Genomic DNA, 22856 nt, shown 5'->3' with positions numbered 1-22856 from the left:
GGTTTCTATGATGATGGAGAAAAATTCGATTAAAGAAGAAATTATTTCACTCCTTCCCGGTTTTAATTGTGGTATATGTGGCTATGCCAGATGTGATGAATTTGGAGGAGCCCTAATAAGAGGATATGCTAAACTCGAAGACTGCAGATTCTTATACCAGGAGATTTTCGCAAAAAACCTTGAAGAGCTTCAAAGATTACTCAAAGAGGAGAAAATAACACCTGAAGAGAAGGTGATAATCGGTCTACTAGATGGTTATGAGGCCGATTTTATATTGAAACCGCTCCCAGGTGAAAGTTCTTGCCGTGAAATACTTTACCCCTTTACAAATGAAAGACTTAAAAGTGGGGAAGTGATCCGTTACAGGCCCCTTGGTTGTCCTATAACCCATTTTGCGAAGATAATAGATGAAAGTCATGGACTTATCACTGTTCATATAGTGGGTCCATGTCATAGGCTTGATAAAGATTTTGAATTCAAAGAGATTGGAATATGTCTTGTTAGCGGATTTGAGGGTATAATAGAGGGTAGATTACCTTCTGTGGGTGATACTGTCCGTTTCATACCCCATCATTGTATGATGCAGAAGGTACATTCTGGGGTCATAGTGCAGTTGGAGGGTGAAAGGGCCCTTATAGAGGGGATTGATTTGAAAGTATGGGCTCCCCCTATAAAATTGGGAAGATGATCCTCCATGGGTAAATATAAGGTAATTCCAGTGAAAACTGGGTATATAAGGCCTAATGAGGGTTTGGATGAGCTTATAGATAAGGCTGGTCCGATGGTTGAGGATGGGGATTATCTTGTAATTTCTGAGACGCCAGTTGCCATATCACAGGGGCGTATAGTTGACGAATCAAAGTATGAACCATCTTTTTTAGCTTTTTTACTTGCAGAGGTATGGTCTAAATATATTTGGGGTTATCTTCTGGGGCCATTGTTTGGGGTGAAAAAGAGGACGATAAGAAATTTGAGAAGACTTCCAAAGGAAGCTAGGGCTCATAAGGAGGTTGTGCTCAGATATTATGGTATTAAGCATGCTTTGAAGCCTGGTTCTGAGGCTGGTATTGATTTGAGTAATCTTCCAGGGACTTTGGTAGCTCTTTTACCAGAGAATCCTAGGGGCGTCTCGGAGGATATTGCCAGAAACATACAGGATGGTTATGGGAAGGATGTTACCGTTATTATAATCGATACTGATGCTACTTATAAGTTGATGGGATGTTATTTCACTCCTTTGCCTTGTGCTGTCGATGGTATAAAGTCTGATACTGGATTTTGGGGTTATCTTCTTGGAAGATTCTCAAATACAATATTACCAACACCAATTGCAGCTTCAAAAAGGATTAGCATAGATATGATACTTGAGATAGCTAAAGTTGCAGAAAATTATCATAAAAACCGTGAAGAACATATTGAAACAGTTTATGATATGGAGAGAATATTTAAAGAGGAAAAAGATAAAATAACTATTAGAAGTCTTGAATCAATTGAACATGTGCCTGCACTTATAATCAGAGAAATTTAATCCCCTAGGGGGGCTATTTTCGGTGATGTTTGAATACCGTTGTAAAACCCTATTAAACATGGAAACTCATTTTTAATTTTAGCAATGTGGGGGGGGTAAGGGTTCAATCCTCTGATGCTATTGGTAGACTTATTCCGGTAGAGGATACCAATATTTAAAAACTTCCATTTTTCTTTTATATATAAGTTTATATAATATTAGTTTCATAAGATTACATACAAATCCTAAGAGTAGTACTGCCAGATTACAAGAAAAATAGCAGCGTAAATTTTTTTACTAGGTTATTTTCAAAGTGCCAGGGGGAGTTTGCTTGATTAATAATACATTAATACAAGAGTTGATCCATGAAATAGTCAATGAAGAGGAGGGTGTGCCAGTAGTTGAGTGTCTGATGAGGGGTAGTATAACTGATGAGGAGATAGCCGAGAAAACCCACCTAAAATTGAACACAGTCCGCAGAATATTATATAAACTCTATGATGCTGGGATAGCAAGTTACAAAAGGAGTAAGGACCCCGAAACTCAATGGTACACTTACACTTGGAAATTCGAATCAGAGAAGCTCGAGAAGATAATGAAGAAAAGAAACCGTGAGATCGTAGAAAACTTGAGAGAACTCCTAGCATTCGAAGAAAATAATATGTTTTTCGCATGCAAAAACGGCCATTACAGGTACACCTTTGATGAAGCTGTTGAAAACAATTTCAGATGCCCAGAATGCCATGAGAAACTTGAATATATGGACAATTCAGAGATAATACAAGAAATCAAAAAAGAACTGAGACTATATGAAAATAACGGTTCTGAAGTGCCCTTCAATTTCAGATCTTATTCTTAAAACGGATTTTTAGGTGACTTTTTGAGTATCCGCCTACTTAAAGAAGTCGGCTGCCCCCACTGGGTTATAAACCATTCTAAAAAAGTGGCTGAAAAAGCGCTTGAAATATCCAAGAATTTTAAAGTTGACAGAACTCTAATCAGAGAAGCCGCCCTTTTACACGACATAGGAAGATGCAAAACCAACAGCATTCAACATGGGATAATAGGGGCTAAAATCCTCAAAGAGAGAGGATACCCCGAGAATATAATAAAGATAGTTGAAAGGCATATAGGGGCAGGCATACCAAAGGATGAAGCAATATTATTAGGCCTACCCCCAAAGGATTATATTCCCATTACCCTAGAAGAAAAGATAGTTGCACATGCTGATAATCTTATAAATGGGGAGGAAGAAGTAGACATATCATTTGTATTAAAAAAATGGAAAAGTAAGCTAGGAGAAAATCATCCCGCAATAGAAAGGCTTAAAAAATTGCACAGGGAACTTAAACTTTAAATTCTCCCTAGTGGGGGGGTGAAATTGTCAAATAAGGATTGTCTTTGCCCACACTGTCCAAGTTATCCTTTACATGGAGAATCATTATATTGCCTTGAGGGTAACAGCCAATTCGAGGTACATGAAAGGGGATGCCTTTGCGCATCATGCCCAGTATACTATGAGAAAAACTTAGAAGGTCTTTATTTCTGTAATAAGGATCTTATAGGTGATGAGCGCATTTTCATGCGTCGGAAGAAAAAAGGGGAAGATCCAAGTGACTATGAAAAGATCATCCAGATTAAAATAATGTCAAAGGGAAAAAACGTCATAGGTTCAATGGGCTCGCCAAAAAAACCACCTTATACATTCGATGATATAAATTTCATACCAGCACAAATTCATAGAATGCCATTAAATGGGGATGAAAAAGTTAACACAAAGGTTACAGTTGGTCCAAGGGCTAAAAAACCGCTTAAAGTCAATTCACCCATCATAATAAGTGGTATGAGCTATGGTGCAATATCAGAAAAGGCCAAAAAGGCCATTGCACTTGCAGCTAAAAGAACAGGGATAGCCTATAATACAGGTGAAGGGGGAGTACTCCAATATGAGTTGAAAGTTGCATCATCCCAGCTCATTCTACAATATTCAACTGGAAGATTCGGATTAAACAAGGATATTATAAAGAATGCTGCTGCCATAGAAATAAGATTTGGGCAGGGGGCATATCCTGGTAAAGGGAGTTATCTGCCCCCTGAAAAGATAAGTTCGGATGTGGCGCGGATAAGGGGGATAAAAAGGGGTGAGGGAGCGTATTCACCGGCTCGGCATCCTGATATAAAAAATGTTAAAGAACTAGAGGAGAAGATTGAATGGCTCCGTGAAGTTAATCCTAGCGCCCCGATTGGGGCTAAAATAGGATGTGGGGATATAGAAGAGGATATTAGGTTACTCCTTGATTGTGGCGTTGATTTCATAAGTATTGACGGTTTTGGTGGGGGTACTAGCACAGTTTTCACGCATATAAGGGATAACGTAGGTTTTCCGCTCATTAGCGCGCTTCCAAGGGCGGCTCAAATAATCAAAGAAGAAAGGGGAAAAGTTTCTCTTATAGCTGGTGGCGGTATTAGAACTTCAGCTGACATGGCAAAATGTTTAGCATTGGGCGCTGACGCCATCTATATTGGTACTGCGGCCCTCATAGCCCTTAATTGTGAACAACACCGTTTATGTCATACTGGAATGTGCCCTACTGGCATAACAACACATGATCCCCATTTAATGAAACAGTTTGACCTTGAAAAGGCAGTCACGAGGCTGGAAAACTTTATAAAGGTTGCTACTGGTGAAATTGCAGATTTCGCACGGATAACTGGTAAAGATGATATTAAATTGTTAGATGGTTCTGATCTATTCTCCTTTAAGAAGGGACTTGCAGAGCTTGCAGGTATAAAATGGTTGGATGGTTCAATACCTGGGGGTTCATAGGATGATGAGAGTGCAATGTTCCATTGAAGAGTCCCTTTATCGTCCTGAAGCCGTCCGTTGGCGGGAAAGAATGAAACTCCTCAAACCTATTGGGGAAGCAGTGGTAATATTACCTTGTAGTATGAAGAAACCTTATTCAACTTCTAAGTCTCATCAGATATTCAGGAGGGTTACTCGCAGAATCCAAGAAGTGATATTAACATCACCCTTTGCTATCTGTCCAAGGGAGATGGAAAATACATATCCTATTTCATCCTATGATGTTTCAACAACAGGTAAATGGTCCTGGGAAGAAAAAAAGATTACAGGGGAGGTTTTGAGGGACTATGTTGAGGATAAGGATGTTATAGCTCATGTAACAGACGGTTACAGGGAAGTCTGTGAAGAGTATCTTGATGAATGTAAGTTCACTTGCATCGACGGTAAACCAACATCTAAAAAGTCCATGGAAAACCTTAAAAAAAGTATAAGAGATTATAAAAAAATACCTCAACGTATAAAATTTTTAAACGGGTTAAAATCCATAGCAAAGTATCAATTTGGCAAAAAGGGAGCTAACATAATACCCGAAGATTTCAAGATAAAGGGAAGATATAACAAAATGATCCTAGACAAAGATAATAACCATCTCCACACTTTAATGATGGACAGAGGATTATATGTGCCTACGCTCCATGGAGGGCGCCTACTAGCAGATTTAAAGATTAAATGGGTTGAAATAGATTTCAGATTAGATTCAAACACACTATTCGCACCAGGAGTGGTGGATGCGGATCCTAGTATAATACCAGGGGATGAAGTTATAATAACACGAAAAGAAGAACTCGTCGGAGTCGGTAAAGCCATCCTAAACGGAGAAGAAATGACAAAAGCAGAATATGGGGTAGCCGTTAAAATACGTCACAGAACCAAATAATAAACTATTTAAATGCCAAACTATGATAAAGATTAGAAAAAAATCAACCCTATCATCAAATCATAATTAGAGGTAATATAATGGCAGATGATCTTATGGAGAAAATAAAGAAAGCTTTAGCAAAAGTTACAGATCCACACATGGGTATAAGTATAATGGACATGGGACTTGTCGAGAACATTGAAATAGAACAGAGAGACCAGACAATAGCAAAGATAACCATAAGACCAACCAATCCAGGTTGCATGAGCGCAGCTAGAATGGCCATGGATGCGAAGAACATGGTAGAAGAAGTTGAAGGGATCGACAGGGCCGAGATTATCATAGCAGGACATCTAATGGCAGATGCGATCACAGAAATGGTAAACAAGTTATAAATGCCAAGGAGAAAAGACCTCATAAGCGTGGTTGGAGTACCAGGCGTGGGTAAAACCAGTCTATGTAAAAAACTATCAGAGAAAGTAGACTATCCCCATATAAATTATGGAGATCTCATGTTAAAAATTGCAAGGGAAAAAAACCTCGCAGAGACAGAAGATGAACTATTCTCACTCCCGATAAAGATACAACATCAAATATGGAGAGAAACCGCACTACAAATAAAAAAGCAAAAAAGAGCCATAGTAGACTTACATGGCCTTGACCAATCACCTATAGGGTACATATTATCTTTACCCGTTAAAATCATAAAACCTTCCCTCATAATACTTATAGAATCGCCCCCAGAACTTATATTATTGAGAAGAAAACTTGACGCGAAAAAGAGGATAAAAGATACAATAAAAACTTTAAATGAACACATAGAAATGTTAAGGATATCAATGATGATATCCGCTGCCATAATAGGATGCACACTATACATAATCCAAAACATAGAGTTTAAAGAAACACTAAATGAGATGAAAAAGCTATTAATACTCCATCAACGCACTTCATAGTAAAAGATTTATAAGAGAAAATACTAGAATGCAAAAAAGTCATTAGGTAGGGCCCGTGGCTCAGGTGGTTAGAGCGCACGGCTGATAACCGTGAGGTCCTGGGTTCAAATCCCAGCGGGCCCATCCCTTGTAAATTTCACAAACTCTTTCAATTTTTCCAAGGCCGCTCCTGATTTAACATATTCCTTGCTTATTTCCACAGCATCTTCGAAACTTTTAGCTTTCCCTGCGAGATAAATGAGGGCACCGGCATTCGCGAGAGTAATATCAAATCGCGTTTTATCCGCCTTTGAATCTTTTCTACCTTTTAAAACTGAAAGGAATATTTTGAGGTTTTCGTGGGTTGTGGGCGCTGCTTTTATCGATTCTGATTCTCCATTTTCTAATCCGAAGTCCTCTGGATATAATTTTTTTATCTGAATTTTACCATTATCTAGGAAGGCTGTGTATGTTTTGCCCATTATGGATATCTCATCAATGGCTGGTTCGCCTTTTTCATCAAAACCATGCACTACCATCGCCCTTTTAACACCTAATCTAGAAAGAACCTCTGCTAGTGGTTTCACATAGGACGGGTCAAAAACACCTAATAGTTGTATTCTAGCTTTTGCAGGGGATGTTAATGGGCCCAGTATGTTGAATATTGTCCTTATACCGAGTGTTCTTCTTATGTGCATTACATTGCGGGTGGCTGTGTGGAATTTTGGCGCGAACATGAATGTGATCCCTATTTTTTCCAATGAAAGTTCTACTTTCTGGATGGGGAGGTCTATTTTCACCCCTGCAGCTTCTAGGATGTCAGCGCCTCCACATGAGCCTGTAACTGCCCTGTTGCCATGTTTTGCTATTGGGACTCCTGCTGATGCTGCTATTATCGCGGCTGCGGTGCTTATATTGAATGTTTTGAGCCTGTCACCTCCAGTACCGCAACTGTCAACAACATCTATTCCTGGAGGTGTTTTGATAGTTTTGCAAGAATCTCTCATGGCCCTTGCGAATCCTGTTATCTCTGGGACTGTTTCCCCTTTTGTGGCTAAAGAAGTTAGTATTGCGGCTATTTGTATCTCGTTGAGTCTGCCATGGATCATGTCCATCATGCAATTGTATGCTTCTTTTTCTTTTAGATTGGTGCCTGTTGTTATTTTCTGGATAATATCATTAAATTCGACCTCTTCTTTCGATTTTATCATCTATGGCCTCCTTGTAGCTTTTTTCATCTTTTTGGTGAATTTTGCGATTTCATTGAGGATTTTTTCCCGGTTATCCAAATTTTTTGCTATTATATCTATTATTGCGCTTCCTACGATGGCTCCATCAGCTCCTGCTTTGATTATTTCCTTTATATGTGATGGTTTGGAGATTCCGAAACCAACCATTATTGGAAGTTTCCCATTTTTTTTGACTCTTTCTATGAAGGTGAGGGTGCTTTTTTTAACTTTTTTTCTCGCGCCTGTGACTCCCATGACCGATACTAGGTAGTGGAATCCTGATGCATGTTTTGAAATCATCTTCAGTCTCTCATTTGAGGTGGTGGGGGCTATGATGAATATTTGATTAATACCATATTCTTTTGAGGCTTTAAGGGCTTCTTTTGCTTCTTCTGGGGGTAAATCTGCGATTAGTATGCTGTTAACACCGGCTTTCATGGCATCTTCGTAGAATTTTTCCACGCCATGTTGGTAGATGAGATTATAATAAACAAGTAATCCTATAGGTATTGGTGTGGATTTTCTCAACTTTTTTAGAAATTTGAAGCACTTGTCTACTGTTATTCCATTTTTAAGGGCTCTTGTGTCTGCTTCTTGTATTGTTGCACCGTCTGCTATTGGATCAGAGAAGGGGAATCCTATTTCGAGCGCATCTGCACCATTGTTGATTAGGGTTTTTGCTATTTTTAATGAAGTTTTGTAATCGGGATCTCCTATTACGATGAATGGCATGAGAGCAGCTTCTTTTTTTTCTTTAAGATCTTTGAACATTTCATGGTACGTTTTCATGTTTCCACTCCTAGTAGTTTGGCTGCTAAGAACATGTCCTTGTCTCCTCGACCTGAAAGGTTTACTATGATTGTTTTGCCTTTGTTTTCAGGCTTTTTAGCATATTTTTCCATGTAGGCTATTGCGTGGGCGCTTTCAAGGGCTGGCATGATACCTTCATATTTTGAAAGTAATTGGAAACCTCTTAGAGCCTCGGAGTCTGTTATAGCGACGTATTCTACTCTTCCAATTTCTTTGAGGTATGAATGTTCTGGTCCAACCCCTGGATAGTCTAGTCCGGCAGATACTGAATGTGCTTCTTTTATTTGGCCATCTTTATTTTGTAGTACTTTGGATAGTGAACCGTGTAATATTCCTGTGGTTCCTTTGCAAAGTGTGGCTCCGTGTTCGCCCGATTCTAGGCCTTTCCCACCTCCTTCGACTCCTATAAGTTCTACATTGTCTTCTATGAATGCTGAGAATATCCCTATGGAGTTGCTACCACCACCTACGCAGGCCATGATGGCGTCTGGTAGTTCTCCTTCTTTTTCTAGTATTTGTTGTTTTGTTTCTTTTCCGATTATGCTCTGGAAGTGTTTTACTATTGTGGGATAGGGATGTGGGCCTACTGTGGAGCCTATTAGGTAGTGTGTGTCTTCTATGTTGCTTATCCAGTCTCTCATTGCCTGGTTGATGGCATCCTTTAATGTTTTTGATCCTGTATTTACTGGTATTACCTTTGCTCCTGAGATTTCCATTCGAAATACGTTGAGTTTTTGGCGTTCTATGTCTTCAGCTCCCATGTAAACATCTACTGGCATTTTTAGCATTGCACCAACTGCTGCAGTTGCTATACCATGTTGTCCAGCGCCTGTTTCAGCTATTAGTCTTTTTTTACCCATGTATTTTGCTAATAGTCCTTGTCCTAGTGTGTTGTTTATTTTGTGGGCTCCTGTGTGGAGTAGATCCTCCCTTTTTAAGTATATTTTGCATCCTAGTTTTTTGGAGAGGTTTGATGCGAAATATAATGGGGTTGGCCTTCCTGCGAATTCTCGCAGGTAATAATCGAGTTCTTTGTTGAATTTGCTATGATCTTTGTATTTGAAGAATGCTGATTCTAACTCTTCTAATGCGGGTATTAAAAGTTCTGGTACGAATATTCCGCCATATTTGCCGAATTTACCATTTTTTATCATTTGATCACCTTGTTAACGTAGTCTAGCAGTTCTTTGATTTTAGTGGGATCTTTTATTCCGGGTGATTTTTCGAGGGATGAGTTGAAATCTACAACATCGAAATGGGAATTTATAAGCTTGTAATTCTTTTTTAAAGCTTGGAGGTTCATTCCACCTGCAAGAAAAAGTTTTATGCTCTTTTTTGCTTGTGTGGCGATATCTGCTGCTTGGCATGCTATATCTATTGGTATTTGGATTCCTGTTCCTCCTGTTTTTCCTTGGAGTTCGTAATCGAATAGTATGGCGTCTGAGACTTTGGCGAAGGATTTTATCTCTCTTCTTTTTTTGGGGGATAACTTTTCCGGGATTCCCACGGCTTTTATGAGTAGTATGTTCTCTGGGAGTTGAATTTTTAGTTTTTTTATTTGTGATGGTTTGAGGGAGTGGAGTTGAACATTGGATATGCTTGTTTTTTCGACTTTTTCTATGACTTCTTCTGGAGTTTCTGGTTCTAATACGAGTACGGCTTTTTCTTTGTCAGTTGTCAATTCTATGATTTTGGATAATGGGAGGTGGCGGGGTGATCTTTTAATGTTTATAAATCCTATGTAATCTACTCTATCATTGACTAGTTTGAGGTCTTTTCTGTTTGTTATACCGCAAATCTTGATATTCACTTGTGGATCCCTCCCTTAGGGGTGTTAGTTCCTGCTATTAAAAGGTCTTTTATGAAATCTCTTGGATTTTTTGATTTCATTAGCTCTGTTCCTATTAAAATTGCATCTGCACCGTATTCGCGGAGTATTTTAACATCTTCTGGTTCTTTCACGCCACTTTCTGATACTAGGATTTTTTCGTTGGGTATGAGGGGTGCAAATGCTTTTGTTCTGTTGAAATTGATAGTGAAGTCGTTTAGGTTTCGGTTGTTTATTCCTATTATTTCGGCTTCGTTTTCGAGGGCTTTGTAGATTTCTATGGAATTTTCGCATTCTATGATGGGTTCCATGTTGAGACTCTTGGATAAGTGTATAAATTTTTCTAGGTTGGGACATATGTTAGCTATTAAAAGTATTGAGCTTGCTCCATAGGCTCTTGCTTGGAATATTTGGTATTCGTCTATTATGAAATCTTTCATTAAGATTGGAAGGTTTGTTATTGATTTAGCCGTTTTAATGTATTTAATGTCTCCATTGAAGAATTTTTTTTCAGTTATAATTGATATGGCGGCTGCGCCCCCATTTTCAAATGATTTTATACTTTCTTCTAGTCTTTTTGATGATATGGGTCCTGTGGATGGTGATGCCCTTTTATATTCGCATATTATGGAAAATTTTCCATTGAGTGCTTTTTTGAAATCTTTTGGGGGTTCATTTACACTTATTTTGTCTTTTAAGTCTTTGATTGTTTCTTTAGTCTTGATTTGAGAGACTTGTTTCTTTTTTTCTGTGATTATTTTTTTGAGTATCATTGGATTCACCCATTTAGTAGGAAGTTTTTAAGTATTGCTTTTCCATAGTCTGTTCCTATCGATTCTGGATGGAATTGTAAACCATAGATTGGGTATTTTCTGTGTTTTATTGCCATGATTATGCCGTCTGTGGACCATGCTATTATTTCGATTTCTTGTGGTTTTTGGAGTGGGTCACATGCAATGGAGTGGTAGCGTGTGGCTTTGATGGGATTTGGAATATTCTTAAAAATGTGGGTGTTGTTGTGGAATATTGTTGTTATTTTTCCGTGGGTGGGTTTTGTGTAGCGTAGTTTGCCGCCGAAGGTTGCATATATTCCCTGGTGTCCGAGGCAGACGCCTAATATTGGTTTGTTTTTGAATTTTTTGATTATTTCATGGCAGAATCCGAAGTCTTTCTTGTTTAGGGGATTGCCTGGGCCTGGTGATATTATTATGCTTTTGATTTTTGATTTATTGAGCTTTAGGAGCTTTTTGTCGTCGTTTCTCAACACTTTAAGGGGTTCTTCGAGGTTTTTTTCTTTTATGATTTCTCCGATGAGTTGGTGCAGGTTATATGTGAAGGAGTCATAGTTGTCGATTAGGAGTATCATCTTTTTTCACCTGCTATTTTGAGTGAATGTAGGAGTGCTTTTGCCTTGTTTTCGCATTCTAGGAATTCTTTTTCTGGTATTGAGTCGTATACTATGCCTGCGCCGGCTTGTATTTTCCCTTCGGTTCCTTGGGTTATGAGGGATCGTATTGTGATTGCAAAATCGGCATTTCCGTTTAATGAGAAGTAGCCTAGGGCTCCTGCATATGCACCTCTTGGTGTGCTTTCTATTTCATCTATTATTTCCATTGCACGTATTTTGGGGGCTCCTGTGACCGTTCCTGCAGGGAATACTGATGCTAATGCGTCGATTGCTGTTTTATCTTTTCTGAGTTTTCCTTTTACATGGGAAAAGATGTGTTGTACGTGTGAGAATTTTTTTATACTCATGTACTCTTTGACCTTGACTGATCCGTATTCACTGATTTTTCCTATGTCGTTTCTTGCAAGGTCTACTAGCATTAGGTGTTCTGCTAATTCTTTTTCATCTGATAGAAGTTCGGCTGCGATCTTTTTGTCTTCTTTTTCGTTAGATCCCCTTGGGCGCGTCCCTGCAATGGGGAATGTTTCAACTGTCCTGTTTTCGACTCTTACGAGCATTTCTGGGCTGGAGCCTATGATCTCTCTTTCGCCTAGTTTGAGGTGGTACATGTATGGTGAAGGGTTAACTTTTCTCAGGACTTCGTAGAAGTGGAGTTTGTTGCCTTTTATTTTGTATTTATGGGCGTTTGATATTACTGCTTGGAATATTTCTCCTTTGTTTATCCTTTCTTTTGTTTCTAGGACCATTTCTTCGTATTGGTCTTTGGAGAAGATTCTTCCTTTGTATTTGAATGAGAGTTTATTTTGGTCTTGGGTGTTATCCTTTGAGACTTCTTTTATGTGATCTAATCGGTTTTCTGAAAGTGTTATGTAGGTGCATTTACCTGTTAGATGATTGAATTTTATTCCATCAAGGAATAGGCCAAATTCGAAGTCTGGGAAATCGGGGTTTTTTATGGGGATTTTGTCGAAAAATCTTGCTGATTCGTATGAGATGTATCCTACGAGTCCGCCTGCGAAGCCTTTGGATTTGTTTTTTTCTTTTAGGAAGTTTTTTATAATGTTAAATGGGTTTTTGGTGTGTATTTTTTCTTTGTTGTCTTTTGTTTCTATTTCGAGGATGTTTGATCTTGCTCTGATGGTTAAGATGGGATTGAATCCTATGAATGAATATCTTGAGAGTCCTGTGTCGCTTTCCATTGATTCTAGGAGAAAAACAGAATCGTTATTGTAGTATAGTTGTTTGAATAATTTAAATGGGTCTTTTAAGTCGAGTTTGAACGTTTTAGGGGTTTTTCCAAAAATATTCACTTCCTTGCATGGTTATTGCTCCTTGTTGTCTATGCACAAAATACTTATACTTTAAAGTACTATTTAAATCTTACCTGTATAATAATGTACATTGGTGATTTTGATGTGGGAAAAAATAAAACACAAATTCCAAAAGTACCCTGCAAGAATAAGCGTGGCAAAAAAGATCGTAGAACTCGGACTCAGAGTAGACCCCACTGGGAAAATATATTGTGGAGACGTGGAAATAAGCGACATGGCACTTGCAAGAGCCACTAACGTAGACAGAAGGACAATAAGAGCAACCACACAAGTCATACTCCAAGACAAAGACCTAAGAGAAATCTTCGAGAACATAATACCAGCAGGAGCCCTTCTCAAAGAAACAGCGAAAAATCTCGAATTTGGAGTGGTTGAAATAGAAGCAAACGCCAACAGCCCAGGCATATTAGCAAAAGCCGCGACCCTAATAGCCTCAAAGGGTATAAGTATAAGACAAGCACATGCAAGCGACCCAGAACTTGAAGAAAACCCGAAACTGACAATTATAACAGAAAAACCTATCCCAGGCGATCTCCTCAAAAAATTCTTAAAAATAGAAGGGGTGAAAAGAGTTTCAATATACTAATCTAGGTTCTCTTCTTCAAGAACCTTTAAAAGTTCATCCCACGCTTCTAAAGACTCCCTCGCAGCCTGATCAGACAGCACCTCAATAGCATACCCTGAATGTACAAGGACATATCTCCCTTCTCTAACATCATCTACAAGATCAAGCTTAACCTTCTGCCTTACACCACCAAAATCAACTACTGCACTATTCTCTTTCTCGTCAATCTCTATTATCTGAGCAGGCGCTGCTATACACATTGCTAATCCCTCTCCATATATATACAGATAACACTATAATATGATACTTGAAACAGCTTACTTATAAAGATTGTTAAATGGGATAAAATCTAATGGGGGCACATCCTATGAATATCATTATAGGAGGGGGGCCTGCTGGAAGAGCAGCTGCCCTAGAATTAGCATCACTAGAAGAAGATGTTACAATCATAGAAAAGGATCACCTAGGCGGCACATGCCTAAACCAAGGTTGCATGGTCATATGCGGATTAAGAGACATAACAAACTTTTTATCTGATGCCAAAACCCTCAATAAACACCAAATACTTGAAGTTGATTACAACATAGAATATAAGAAAATAGCAGATGGAATCAAAAGGACAATCACAAGGATAAGGAAGATAACAGAAAAGGAAACCAAAGATGCGGGGATAGAAGTAATATACGGAGAAGCAAAAGTCCCGGACGATAAACATGTAGAAGTAGAAGGTGAAAGATTCAACTATGATAAACTGATTATAGCAACAGGCGCGAGACCATACACACCCCCAATCAAAGGGAGTGAAAACGCCATAAACTACCGGGACATCTTAAACCTAGAAGAGATCCCAGAAAGTTTAATTATAATCGGCAGCGGTGTTATATCCGCTGAAGTAGCCAACATATTCTCAATACTGGGATCTAAGGTTCATATCATATGCAGAAGAGAATTCCTAGCAAGAATAGACAGTGAAATAAGAGATTACATAACTAGAATACTATTAAAGGATGTTGAAATCCACACAAACACTACCATAAAAAATATAAAAAGAGGAGCTGTTAAAACAGACAAAGGGTATTTTAAGGGGCTTCCATTCTTGGCTACAGGTATGATCCCCAATTCAGAGATAATAGATATTGTTAAAAAAGGTGAAAGAGGGAATATCATAGTCGATGATAGGATGCAGACAAGTTGCAAAGACATTTATGCTGCAGGTGATGTTATTGGTGGGATTGGAACAACGCCAGTGGCTCGCATGGAAGGTGCAATAGCAGGATTAAATGCTGCGGGAATAGAAAAAAGGATGGACTATACCTACATCCCACATGCAATATCACTAGGCTATGATGTAAGTTACATCGAAATGGAAGAAACAAAAGGAGAAAGATCCGTTGAAGGGAAAATACCAGGAGCTGCGGGTCCTGGTTCATTCTGGAAAGTCTTAGATGGTAATACGGGTTTGGGTAAGGTCCAGGTAGACCTTGAAACGGGAACTATAGAAAAAGTTTATTCAATAGCCCCTTCAAGTCGTAATGTGGTATCTTATCTATCGCTCCTCTTAAAGCTAGGCTTTAAAACCTATGATTTCGAAAAATTTATAGAAACTCACCCTTCGACTGATGTCATTTACAAGTTAATGCGTTTCTTTGCAAAATATTAAATTTCCCCCATTGCAACTTTCATGATTATATTGGCGATTCTGTCACCAGCTTTTATAACCTTTTCACTATAAGAGGATGCTTTTTCCTTCATTTCATCTTTCATTTTAAGAGCTTTTTTCAAAGTGTCTTCGAGATTATTAAAATCGCTTTCAAAAACGGCGCCAGGGAACACGGATGCCATGTTATGATATCTACCATACTTAACACCTTTTAATGCAATTATTGGAAGTTTGCATGCTATGGCTTCATGTATCATGACCCCGTCATCAGATAACACTGCAAGGTCAACAAGACTGTAAAGGTCTGGAACCCAATCTATATATCCTAGGTTTATGATCCTAGGACTTTGAAGGTATTTTTCGTAGCGATCTTTTAGTGGGTGGCCTATTACAATAATATTAGCTTTTATGTCAGTTTCACTTATTTTTTTGGCGGCTTTTGCCATTAGTTCAAAAAGTGAGGAACCAGAGGAAAATAATATTGTTGGAAAATCTTCGTTGAATGATGGTGGCATATTTTTAAGCGCATTATCAGGGTTGCCCATTGTGATCTTTGGGTCTATTGGAGAGTATGAACTGTAAACATTCTTCATGTTTTTGATTTTGAAAAGGCCTGATTCTGGTAACATTATAGTTGGATTGAGGATTCTACATATTCTAGCATCGGTTGGTGTGTTTGAGATGCCCACAGCAGGTACTCTGGCTAATTTAGCCGATAGGCAGCCGATTACGGCCCCGCCACCTATAACACCAACCACTATATCCGGTTTAACCCTTTTTATCAGTTTATAACCTTCCCATGTACCCTTTAGGGCTTTTAAAGCAGCTTTAAATAGGCTAGATTTTGTGGCGGCATGGCCTCCGGCTTGTGGTATCAGAATCTTGTGCCATTTTATATTTCTTTTTTTGAATAGTATACCAGGTGCTGTGTGATCTAATGCAAATTCGCATTCAAAGCCTCTAGTAGAAAGATTCTGCGCTATATTAAGTCCCATTACAGCGTCACCACCCATACCACGGCCTGTGATCATGAACAGTGCTTTCATTTTCTTTTCACCTCAAATGGAGGGGTCCTCCACATTATGGGGGTATTTTTCATAGACTCTTAAAGTCTACCCAAGGATTAGCTTGTATAATTCGTTTGTAAAATCCAATGGATAAGATATTGGGCCTCTATGTTGTAACTGCTGAGATGACTATTATCCTAAAACTTTACATAATAAATTATAATATAATTTTTCTTGTTGGTGGTTATGAAATTTTATCCAGAAAAGCCTGATATAAAGAGACTTAGGGAAATAATCCGAGTATTCTGGAAGTATCAGTTTGGTGAATTCCTTGGAAAAACCAAATTTAAGAGGAGGTTATTCCAGCCATTTAGATTATATTTTAGGGATCCTGAGATGGAAGTTGATGCTTCGGCACCCCAGAGGCTTAGATTGGCCTTTGAGGAGCTTGGGCCTACTTTTATAAAGTTGGGGCAGATGTTAAGCACTCGCCCGGATATAGTGGGTGAAGAAATTGCAGAGGAATTATCAAAGTTACAAGATGAAGCAAGACCATTGACTTATAAGGAAGTTGAGGAGACTATAGAGGGGGAACTTAAAAGGTCTATAAATGACATTTTTGGGGATTTTAGGGAGGATCCGATTGCATCTGCTTCTGTTGGCCAAGTTCATGAAGCTAGGTTGAGGGATGGTAGAAGGGTTGCTGTTAAAGTCCAGAGGCCGGGTATAGAGGATAAAATACGTAAGGATATTATTATAATGAAGTACCTTGCGAAGCTTGTGGATAGGAATGTTCCAAGACTTAGATATTATAATCTTCCAGGTATTGTGGAGGAATTTGAGAGGAGTATACTTAAAGAGCTTGATTATTACAATGAAGCTAATAATATAGAAATGTTTCGTTCTCTTTTTGCAGATGATGAGATGATTAATGCGCCTAGGGTATATAGGGAGTATTCCACTTCTCGAGTTCTTACAATGGAATATGTTGAGGGTGTGAAGTTATCAGATATTTTGAGATCGCCAATTAAATTCAATGGGAGGGTTATAGCTAAGCGGGGATTTGAATGTTATTTTAAACAGGTTTTTATTTATGGATTTTTCCATGCTGATCCCCATCCGGCTAATATTATAATCCAGGAGGGTGGAATATTATATTTCATAGATTTTGGGATGGTTGGATACATCGATGAGGATTTCAGAGATAAGCTCATAGAATTGCTAATTTCGATTATAGATTATGATGTGAATGGTATAATAGAAAAGATTGAGTTGATGGGGATAATAAGCGCAGAAACTGATAAGGAAGCTCTTAAGTATGATATAATGGATTTATTAGAAAGATATTATGGGGCGGATCTTCAAAGGATTGGAAATATCATGAAGGAATTTACAATGCCTAGAATGCTAATACGACACAAGATGAAAATCCCTCGAAACTTCGTACTCCTTGTAAGGGCAATAAGCATGATCGAAAGTATAGGTGAAAGATTGGATCCTCAATTTAATGGGTTAGAAATAGCTCAGGAGATGGTTCAGAAGTTAATCATAGCCCGTTTAAACCCATTAAACATTTTCAAAGTGGACATGAAAAAGATTATCCAATTGGAACATCTGATAGGTAAAATCCCCCAAACCCTCATAAGGGGTCTCCAAGTAATAGAAGAAGGGACAATAAAAATAGAATTAGAACACAAAAACCTTGATGAATTAGCAGAGAGAATTGAACGCTCAAGTAATAGAATATCACTTGCATTATTAGCTTCTGCGTTGATCATCGGATCATCCATGGTTATAACAGCAGAACTTCGCATAGCACCTGGAATACCTTACATTGGATCGCTTGGGTTCATTCTCAGTTTTCTGATAGGCCTAGGACTTCTATTTTCTATCTTAAAAGGTGGAAAATACCATTGATCGTGGGTTCACATATTGTGAGGATTGTGAAATAGTCTTCTAAATCCTAGGGCTTTTAAAATCCTATTTTTGATCTTGAATTTTCTATCCTTTAGTATCAATTGTCTTAGCAAGTCTCCGAGTCCTCCCCCACTTATAACATCCATGAAGCAGTCGCCTAATGTTGGGTTTTCGATTCTGAGGTTTTCTTGGATATACTTTTTCAAGTTTTTTCTTCTTATTAGGGCTATTATAAATGTTGTGAGTAGGAAAAACATCAGAACGGTCTCGAATCCCCCGAGGAGGTGGAAGCTTATTCCGAGGGCTATGGCATAACTGTGGTTACCTATTTCACCCATCATGATCTTTCCTTTGTAATCTAAGGGTGAATATGCAAGACAAGTAACTAATAGTAAAAGGGGGAGGTATATTGGTTGGTTTTTGAAAAATGATAAGACTATAACTAAAATTGAGGTTATTATTATGGTGGTGCAGGCAGCTCCTGGTTGCATGTCTGCAATGTTCAAAGGTTGTATCATCAAAGCTACCAAGATGCTTGAAGCACCCATAATAGGATATCCCACAATTGAAATGGTTATTATTCCGATACCTCTTGCTAATTGTCCCCATTCAATTTTTAAGTTTTTTATCTTTTTTCGTCCTATGATGTCGTCGATGAACGCTAAAATACCCATTATACCCACTAAGAGGTTGTAAGGTACGGGCAAAAATAATATGAGGATAATGAATGGTGCCAGGCCGATTCCGCGTGGAGTGCCTCCACGAATTTTAGTGTAGAGGTTAGTGGATCTAGCATATTTTTCTATGAAAAATTTTATTGTTGGTGTTAGTATTAGTGTTATGATTGTTGCGATGATGATTTTGTTTAACATGGCACTTCCACCATCTTATGGTCCGATGTGACCGTGTGTAGTTTGGACAATGACTGTTTTGAGGCCTTCGTTGTTTAGTATTCTTTTTATTTGGATCATTTCACTGAATGATGGTCTTTTGATATTTTGTCTTCTGAATTCTGGCCTATAGTCTAGTACGCAGACTTGGATTTCTGGGTTGATTTTGCGGATTTTTTCTCCCATTTTTTTGATTTCTTTTATGGTTATTAGTTTTTTATTGTATGGTATGCCGACTCCTATGTATACTTCTTCTTTGTAGTTGTCGTTGATGTATTCTGTGGCGTTCCACGAATTTTTTAGGTATTCTTTGGCGATTTTTTTGTCTTTTATGCCTGTGATGTGTTGGAATGTCCCTATTTTGAGTGCTTTGAGGTCTATGCCTATTTGTGTCATTCCTTTTTTTACTAGTTGGTCTATGTATGTTGGGTTTAGGATTGTTCCGTTTGTGTCGACGTGTATGTTAACCTTTCTTTCCTTTTTTATTCTTTTGATTGTTTCGAGTAACCATTCCTTGTTTAGTGTGCATTCTCCGCCTGAGAATGTTATTGTGCCTGTCATGTATATTGATTCGAGGCCTAGTAGTATATTGGCTGTTTCTTTGGGTTCTAGTAGTGGAGCTTTCGCTGTGAAGGCGATGCGATGGTTTTGGCATTGTGGGCATCTTAAGTTGCAACCGTGTGTGAATCCGACAACTTCTATGGGTGTTATGCTATTTTTTAAATAATAGGGTGTTCCAACGCCACCTACCATGTGGGCGCCGAAGCCACTTATAACTCTCAATGGGGCTTTGATTTTTGTTTTTATTTCCATGCCCTCTGATAGTGGTGTTATGCATGATAGTGCTATTTTTTCGTTGATTTTGACTGCGCAGGCCCAGCAGCCTCCGCATTCGCATGGCATGAATATTGTGTTTTTTGGTGATTTCCCTGCGTCTATTCCAGCGGCTTTTAGGGCGTCTTTCACGAGCCCGGCTACTTTCACTTTTTTACCGTCTACTGTAACCTCTACTTTTTCTTTTCTGGTTTTTTCCACTTTTATGGCCTCATATGGGCATGCTAGTGTGCATGCTCCGCATTCGAAACATTCACCTTTATCTGCAGCTTTTTTAACGTTTCCTGCGGGGCATAGTACTAGTTTGCAAGTGTTGCATCTTCTGCAGTTGCTGATTGTTATCCCCATTTTTTGGTCCCTCAATGGGTTTTTTTAGTGTATTTTGAATCTTAATATGGCTGCTATTCCTCCAAGTGCTTCTAGTTGTTTGCCGCCTTCGTGTTCGCTGCTTATTAGTATTATTTCACCGCCCATGTTTTCGACGAGATCTAGTAATGTTTCTTTTTCGCTTACAAGTTTGTCTAGTATTAATAGTTTTTTTATTGCGCCCATGTTAGCTGCTTCTGTAACTTCTTTTTCTCCATAGGCGATCAAATCTGATGATTTTGCTATTTTTTCTAGTATTTCGTTGACGTTTCTGATTTCTTTTGCTATTCTGTTTTCTGTGGCTGCGCATTCGATTGTACCCTTTTTTAGGACTTCTTGTATTCCTACACGGCCTCCTGTTCCTGTGCTTTCTATTATTGAAATTTTAGCTAATTTTGGATGTTTTTCTTTTAGGTAGGAGTGGAAGTCTGTTTTTGTGAATCCTGGTCCTGCGATGACGATGAGTTCTATTCCTTTCAGGTTTTTTATGGCTTCTATTATTTTTTCATAGAACTGGATGATTTTTTTTCTTCGGTCTTTTTGTTGTATTCTTTTGCCTGGGATACCCCCGATAATGGGGCCATAATATTCTATCCCATATTGTCTTATAAGCCCTATATCGGCTGTGTCGTCCTCTAATGCTAATATTATAGCATATAATTTTTTTGATGATTCTATGGCGTCTTTTAATCTTTTCAGAGCCCATTTGGACCAGGTTTCTTTTTTTATGCGTAATGGTGTGTTTAATTTGATTTCTAGTGTATGGTGTGAGCCTAGTGGTACTAGATCTTCAGGGCCTTTTTCTATGGTTCCTGTTGCCCTTAATTTGCCGGTGTATTTATGAAATTTCACGGATTCTACGCGGATTCCTAGATAGAATGTTTTTTTCACGCCTCTGTCACTTCTTATCCTTTCGCCACTGGTATCTTGTATTCTGCGAGTGGTCTTTGAAGATACAAGGTCGCCTTTTTCTATTATATGGGATAGGTGCCATAGGTCGTCAAGGGTTTCAGGGATTAATTCTATTATTCCTTTTTTTTGGTCCTCTTGGATTATTCTCATTGATTCACACCATAGAAAGATCTAATAATATAAGGGACTTACACTAATACTTAGGTTATGCTTAGAATGATATAATATGTTAGGGAGGAGATGTTGAATGGGTGATTATGAAGCTGGAACAGCCACTTTGATCGGTATAATATTTGGGATTGTGATGTTCGTATTTTTTGGGGGAGTTTTTATATACGTCTTTGTAGGTTTTATCGCCACTTATCTGACTAAGGAGGAGGATAGGAGTTCTAGTGTGGGTGCAATAGCAACTTTGATCCTTGCAATTATGTTATTCATTTATAATATGATAATGGGGCCCGAGATGCCATATTGGATAAGTAGTATGCTTGGGGTTGATATGTTCAGTTTTGTTGCTGGTTTTCTTTTAATATGTTTCTTGGCAGTTTGTCTTGGCGGTTTAGGCGGTTTTTTGGCTGTTAAGGCATCCCAGCTGGGTAAAACTGAGCAGGTAGGGTAATATGGATATTGCGGTTATCGGCGGTACACGGGGCCTTGGAAAGTGGATAGCTGGTTTTCTTAAGGGTGAAGGTTTTAAGGTTATTATAACTGGTAGGGATAGGGTTACTGGGGAGAATGCTGGTAGGGAGCTTGGTGTGGAGTATTGTCCTGATAATGTTAGGGCTGCGAGGGGTGCTGATGTTGTTATTATATCTGTGCCTATTGAGAATACTCTTGATGTTATCAGGGAGGTTGCTCCTAATATGCGGAGGGGTTCTTTACTTGTTGATGTGACTTCTGTGAAGGAGGAGCCTGCCCGTTTGATGGAGGAACTTGTCCCTGAAGGTGTTGATGTTCTTCCTGCTCATCCTATGTTTGGTCCTAGGATACGTTCACTTGCTGGGCAGGTTGTGGTTTTAACTCCTTTGAGGAAGTCTAGGTGGGTTGAAAGGGCTGTTAGTTTTTTGAGGGATCGTGGTGCTAGGGTTTTGATTACTTCGCCTGAGAAGCATGATAGGATGATGAGTGTTGTTCAAGTGCTTACTCATTTTGCTTATATTAGTATTGCGTTGACTATTAGGGATTTGGGTGTTGATGTGGGGGAGTCTAGGCGGTTTGCGAGTCCTATTTATAATCTTATGCTTGATACTATTGCTAGGATAGTTTCGCAGAATCCTTATTTGGCTTATTCTATACAAGTTTATAATAGGTATGGTGAAAGAGTGCGTAGAGAGTTTATAGGGGCTGTTGAACGTTTGGAGGATCTTTTAAGGCGTGGAGAGAAGGATGACTTTGTTAGGTGGATGAGTTTCGCCGCTAAGAGTCTTGATGATGTTGAGGCTTCTCTTGGAAGATCTGATAAGGCTATTTTTGCTTTGAATAAAGAATTGGATGTTCTGAAGGATTCTGTTGGTAAGGAGGTTGGTCTTAAACATATTTATTCTGGTAATGTTCATGTTGGTGTTTTAGAGTCTGTTGATCCTGATTTCGCTGTTTTGAAGGTTGGTAAGAGGCGTGTGAGACTTAAAGTGTCAAATATTCGGGTTTTGGATAAGGAGGAGCTTTGGGATTGGAAGGTGAAGAATCTTCCTAGGCGTAGTTATGATATTTCAGCCATGTTTCTTGAAGGTTGTGATCCCGAGGTTATAAGAAGTGTTATTGAAGGTTTGGATGGTGTTGTGAGGGCTAGTGTAGTTGATATTTATAAAGGTGATCAGATTCCTTCTGGGATGGTAAGTGTGACTTTTAGGTTTGAAGTTATAGATCGGGGAGTTTATGAAAGGGTTAAGGGTTTACTTGAAGGTTTTGGCGCGATCATAAGATAATACAATT

25 protein-coding genes and 1 tRNA gene are annotated in these 22856 nt (G+C 38.7%); 14 read left to right on the top strand and 12 right to left on the bottom strand.

The window, feature by feature from the left end; translation table 11 throughout:
- Nucleotides 1-10 precede the first annotated feature (10 nt).
- The 9 genes from QFX38_04900 to QFX38_04860 all read left to right on the top strand — a co-directional run bounded on the left by QFX38_04900 (nucleotide 11) and on the right by QFX38_04860 (nucleotide 6311).
- Nucleotides 11-688, top strand: a complete 678-nt coding sequence (locus QFX38_04900; GenBank protein MDI9624204.1) for a (Fe-S)-binding protein — start codon at nucleotides 11-13, stop codon at nucleotides 686-688.
- Nucleotides 689-694: 6 nt separating this feature from the next.
- Entirely contained in the window at nucleotides 695-1528 is an 834-nt protein-coding gene (locus tag QFX38_04895; protein ID MDI9624203.1) for a coenzyme F420-0:L-glutamate ligase, read from the top strand.
- A gap of 310 nt (nucleotides 1529-1838) precedes the next feature.
- A complete protein-coding gene (gene tfe / locus QFX38_04890; GenBank protein ID MDI9624202.1) occupies nucleotides 1839-2366 on the top strand; it encodes a transcription factor E in 528 nt (175 codons plus the stop codon).
- Nucleotides 2367-2387: 21 nt separating this feature from the next.
- Nucleotides 2388-2864: a TIGR00295 family protein gene (locus tag QFX38_04885; GenBank protein ID MDI9624201.1), complete on the top strand. Its 477-nt coding sequence runs from the start codon at nucleotides 2388-2390 to the stop codon at nucleotides 2862-2864.
- A gap of 18 nt (nucleotides 2865-2882) precedes the next feature.
- Nucleotides 2883-4334 (top strand): glutamate synthase-related protein, encoded by a 1452-nt coding sequence (locus tag QFX38_04880; protein ID MDI9624200.1) that lies wholly within the window; start codon nucleotides 2883-2885, stop codon nucleotides 4332-4334.
- Between the two features lie 4 nt (nucleotides 4335-4338).
- Entirely contained in the window at nucleotides 4339-5250 is a 912-nt protein-coding gene (locus tag QFX38_04875) for a DUF5591 domain-containing protein (GenBank protein MDI9624199.1), read from the top strand.
- A gap of 80 nt (nucleotides 5251-5330) precedes the next feature.
- Nucleotides 5331-5627 carry an iron-sulfur cluster assembly protein gene (locus QFX38_04870; GenBank protein ID MDI9624198.1) on the top strand — a complete coding sequence of 99 codons (297 nt, stop codon included), beginning with the start codon at nucleotides 5331-5333 and terminating at the stop codon, nucleotides 5625-5627.
- A complete protein-coding gene (locus QFX38_04865; GenBank protein MDI9624197.1) occupies nucleotides 5628-6188 on the top strand; it encodes an adenylate kinase in 561 nt (186 codons plus the stop codon).
- 49 nt (nucleotides 6189-6237) lie between these two features.
- A tRNA-Ile gene (locus QFX38_04860) sits at nucleotides 6238-6311 on the top strand.
- On the opposite strand, the gene trpD is transcribed toward QFX38_04860, so the two are convergent.
- Genes trpD through trpE form a run of 7 tightly spaced genes read right to left on the bottom strand, consistent with a single transcriptional unit; the run spans nucleotide 6293 to nucleotide 12752 of the window.
- Complete coding sequence (trpD, locus tag QFX38_04855) at nucleotides 6293-7378, bottom strand: anthranilate phosphoribosyltransferase (protein MDI9624196.1); 1086 nt, start codon at nucleotides 7376-7378, stop codon at nucleotides 6293-6295. The genes QFX38_04860 and trpD overlap by 19 nt on opposite strands.
- Nucleotides 7379-8185, bottom strand: coding sequence for a tryptophan synthase subunit alpha (trpA, locus tag QFX38_04850; protein ID MDI9624195.1), 807 nt, complete (start codon nucleotides 8183-8185; stop codon nucleotides 7379-7381).
- Nucleotides 8182-9360, bottom strand: a complete 1179-nt coding sequence (gene trpB / locus QFX38_04845; protein MDI9624194.1) for a tryptophan synthase subunit beta — start codon at nucleotides 9358-9360, stop codon at nucleotides 8182-8184. Before trpB ends, trpA begins: the two co-directional genes overlap by 4 nt.
- Nucleotides 9357-10016 (bottom strand): phosphoribosylanthranilate isomerase, encoded by a 660-nt coding sequence (locus tag QFX38_04840; protein ID MDI9624193.1) that lies wholly within the window; start codon nucleotides 10014-10016, stop codon nucleotides 9357-9359. The genes trpB and QFX38_04840 overlap by 4 nt, the downstream gene beginning before the upstream one ends.
- A complete protein-coding gene (trpC, locus tag QFX38_04835) occupies nucleotides 10013-10807 on the bottom strand; it encodes an indole-3-glycerol phosphate synthase TrpC (protein ID MDI9624192.1) in 795 nt (264 codons plus the stop codon). The genes QFX38_04840 and trpC overlap by 4 nt, the downstream gene beginning before the upstream one ends.
- 5 nt (nucleotides 10808-10812) lie before the next feature.
- Entirely contained in the window at nucleotides 10813-11400 is a 588-nt protein-coding gene (locus QFX38_04830) for an aminodeoxychorismate/anthranilate synthase component II (protein ID MDI9624191.1), read from the bottom strand.
- Nucleotides 11397-12752: an anthranilate synthase component I gene (trpE, locus tag QFX38_04825; GenBank protein MDI9624190.1), complete on the bottom strand. Its 1356-nt coding sequence runs from the start codon at nucleotides 12750-12752 to the stop codon at nucleotides 11397-11399. Before trpE ends, QFX38_04830 begins: the two co-directional genes overlap by 4 nt.
- 103 nt (nucleotides 12753-12855) lie before the next feature.
- Here trpE and QFX38_04820 point away from each other — a divergent pair, with 103 nt between their 5' ends.
- Nucleotides 12856-13359: an amino acid-binding protein gene (locus QFX38_04820; GenBank protein MDI9624189.1), complete on the top strand. Its 504-nt coding sequence runs from the start codon at nucleotides 12856-12858 to the stop codon at nucleotides 13357-13359.
- Here QFX38_04820 and QFX38_04815 read toward each other — a convergent pair.
- Nucleotides 13356-13598, bottom strand: coding sequence for a HypC/HybG/HupF family hydrogenase formation chaperone (locus tag QFX38_04815; GenBank protein ID MDI9624188.1), 243 nt, complete (start codon nucleotides 13596-13598; stop codon nucleotides 13356-13358). The two genes, QFX38_04820 and QFX38_04815, sit on opposite strands and share 4 nt — an antisense overlap.
- Nucleotides 13599-13705: 107 nt before the next feature.
- Between QFX38_04815 and QFX38_04810 the strand changes: the two genes are divergently transcribed.
- Nucleotides 13706-14998 (top strand): NAD(P)/FAD-dependent oxidoreductase, encoded by a 1293-nt coding sequence (locus QFX38_04810; protein ID MDI9624187.1) that lies wholly within the window; start codon nucleotides 13706-13708, stop codon nucleotides 14996-14998.
- Here QFX38_04810 and QFX38_04805 read toward each other — a convergent pair.
- Entirely contained in the window at nucleotides 14995-16044 is a 1050-nt protein-coding gene (locus tag QFX38_04805) for a glycosyltransferase (GenBank protein ID MDI9624186.1), read from the bottom strand. The two genes, QFX38_04810 and QFX38_04805, sit on opposite strands and share 4 nt — an antisense overlap.
- Nucleotides 16045-16251: 207 nt before the next feature.
- Between QFX38_04805 and QFX38_04800 the strand changes: the two genes are divergently transcribed.
- Nucleotides 16252-17922, top strand: coding sequence for an AarF/ABC1/UbiB kinase family protein (locus tag QFX38_04800; protein ID MDI9624185.1), 1671 nt, complete (start codon nucleotides 16252-16254; stop codon nucleotides 17920-17922).
- 8 nt (nucleotides 17923-17930) lie between these two features.
- Here the strand turns inward: QFX38_04800 and QFX38_04795 are convergent, their stop codons facing one another.
- From QFX38_04795 to QFX38_04785, 3 genes are read right to left on the bottom strand one after another with little or no spacing between them, the layout of a single operon-like run.
- Complete coding sequence (locus QFX38_04795) at nucleotides 17931-18794, bottom strand: cell wall biosynthesis protein (GenBank protein MDI9624184.1); 864 nt, start codon at nucleotides 18792-18794, stop codon at nucleotides 17931-17933.
- 15 nt (nucleotides 18795-18809) lie between these two features.
- The gene (locus tag QFX38_04790; GenBank protein ID MDI9624183.1) at nucleotides 18810-19994 is read right to left on the bottom strand and encodes a radical SAM protein; all 1185 of its coding nucleotides are present in this window, start codon (nucleotides 19992-19994) and stop codon (nucleotides 18810-18812) included.
- Between the two features lie 24 nt (nucleotides 19995-20018).
- Nucleotides 20019-21074: an mRNA surveillance protein pelota gene (locus tag QFX38_04785; GenBank protein MDI9624182.1), complete on the bottom strand. Its 1056-nt coding sequence runs from the start codon at nucleotides 21072-21074 to the stop codon at nucleotides 20019-20021.
- Nucleotides 21075-21171: 97 nt separating this feature from the next.
- On the opposite strand from QFX38_04785, the gene QFX38_04780 reads away from it, so the two are divergent.
- Both QFX38_04780 and QFX38_04775 read left to right on the top strand, forming a co-directional pair.
- Nucleotides 21172-21543: a hypothetical protein gene (locus QFX38_04780; protein ID MDI9624181.1), complete on the top strand. Its 372-nt coding sequence runs from the start codon at nucleotides 21172-21174 to the stop codon at nucleotides 21541-21543.
- Between the two features lies 1 nt (nucleotide 21544).
- Nucleotides 21545-22849, top strand: a complete 1305-nt coding sequence (locus tag QFX38_04775) for a prephenate dehydrogenase (GenBank protein MDI9624180.1) — start codon at nucleotides 21545-21547, stop codon at nucleotides 22847-22849.
- The last annotated feature ends 7 nt before the right edge of the window (nucleotides 22850-22856 follow it).

Origin of the sequence: Methanothermobacter sp., from assembly GCA_030055615.1 — an archaeon.
Classification (GTDB): Archaea; Methanobacteriota; Methanobacteria; order Methanobacteriales; family DSM-23052; genus Methanothermobacter_A.
Note: the sequence above shows the minus strand (reverse complement) of the source record. Positions and strands in the feature narration are given on the sequence as shown.

Bases quoted from the DNA above. Each gene is read 5' to 3' on its own strand.
- trpC (MDI9624192.1), bottom strand. From the start codon at position 10,807: ATGATACTCAAAAAAATAATCACAGAAAAAAAGAAACAAGTCTCTCAA.
- QFX38_04805 (MDI9624186.1), bottom strand. From the start codon at position 16,044: ATGAAAGCACTGTTCATGATCACAGGCCGTGGTATGGGTGGTGACGCT.
- QFX38_04795 (MDI9624184.1), bottom strand. From the start codon at position 18,794: ATGTTAAACAAAATCATCATCGCAACAATCATAACACTAATACTAACA.
- QFX38_04830 (MDI9624191.1), bottom strand. From the start codon at position 11,400: ATGATACTCCTAATCGACAACTATGACTCCTTCACATATAACCTGCAC.
- QFX38_04780 (MDI9624181.1), top strand. From the start codon at position 21,172: ATGGGTGATTATGAAGCTGGAACAGCCACTTTGATCGGTATAATATTT.
- QFX38_04785 (MDI9624182.1), bottom strand. From the start codon at position 21,074: ATGAGAATAATCCAAGAGGACCAAAAAAAAGGAATAATAGAATTAATC.
- trpD (MDI9624196.1), bottom strand. From the start codon at position 7,378: ATGATAAAATCGAAAGAAGAGGTCGAATTTAATGATATTATCCAGAAA.
- QFX38_04815 (MDI9624188.1), bottom strand. From the start codon at position 13,598: ATGTGTATAGCAGCGCCTGCTCAGATAATAGAGATTGACGAGAAAGAG.
- QFX38_04865 (MDI9624197.1), top strand. From the start codon at position 5,628: ATGCCAAGGAGAAAAGACCTCATAAGCGTGGTTGGAGTACCAGGCGTG.
- QFX38_04820 (MDI9624189.1), top strand. From the start codon at position 12,856: ATGTGGGAAAAAATAAAACACAAATTCCAAAAGTACCCTGCAAGAATA.
- QFX38_04790 (MDI9624183.1), bottom strand. From the start codon at position 19,994: ATGGGGATAACAATCAGCAACTGCAGAAGATGCAACACTTGCAAACTA.
- QFX38_04775 (MDI9624180.1), top strand. From the start codon at position 21,545: ATGGATATTGCGGTTATCGGCGGTACACGGGGCCTTGGAAAGTGGATA.
- QFX38_04900 (MDI9624204.1), top strand. From the start codon at position 11: ATGATGGAGAAAAATTCGATTAAAGAAGAAATTATTTCACTCCTTCCC.
- trpA (MDI9624195.1), bottom strand. From the start codon at position 8,185: ATGAAAACGTACCATGAAATGTTCAAAGATCTTAAAGAAAAAAAAGAA.
- QFX38_04895 (MDI9624203.1), top strand. From the start codon at position 695: ATGGGTAAATATAAGGTAATTCCAGTGAAAACTGGGTATATAAGGCCT.
- trpB (MDI9624194.1), bottom strand. From the start codon at position 9,360: ATGATAAAAAATGGTAAATTCGGCAAATATGGCGGAATATTCGTACCA.
- QFX38_04810 (MDI9624187.1), top strand. From the start codon at position 13,706: ATGAATATCATTATAGGAGGGGGGCCTGCTGGAAGAGCAGCTGCCCTA.
- QFX38_04800 (MDI9624185.1), top strand. From the start codon at position 16,252: ATGAAATTTTATCCAGAAAAGCCTGATATAAAGAGACTTAGGGAAATA.
- QFX38_04875 (MDI9624199.1), top strand. From the start codon at position 4,339: ATGAGAGTGCAATGTTCCATTGAAGAGTCCCTTTATCGTCCTGAAGCC.
- QFX38_04870 (MDI9624198.1), top strand. From the start codon at position 5,331: ATGGCAGATGATCTTATGGAGAAAATAAAGAAAGCTTTAGCAAAAGTT.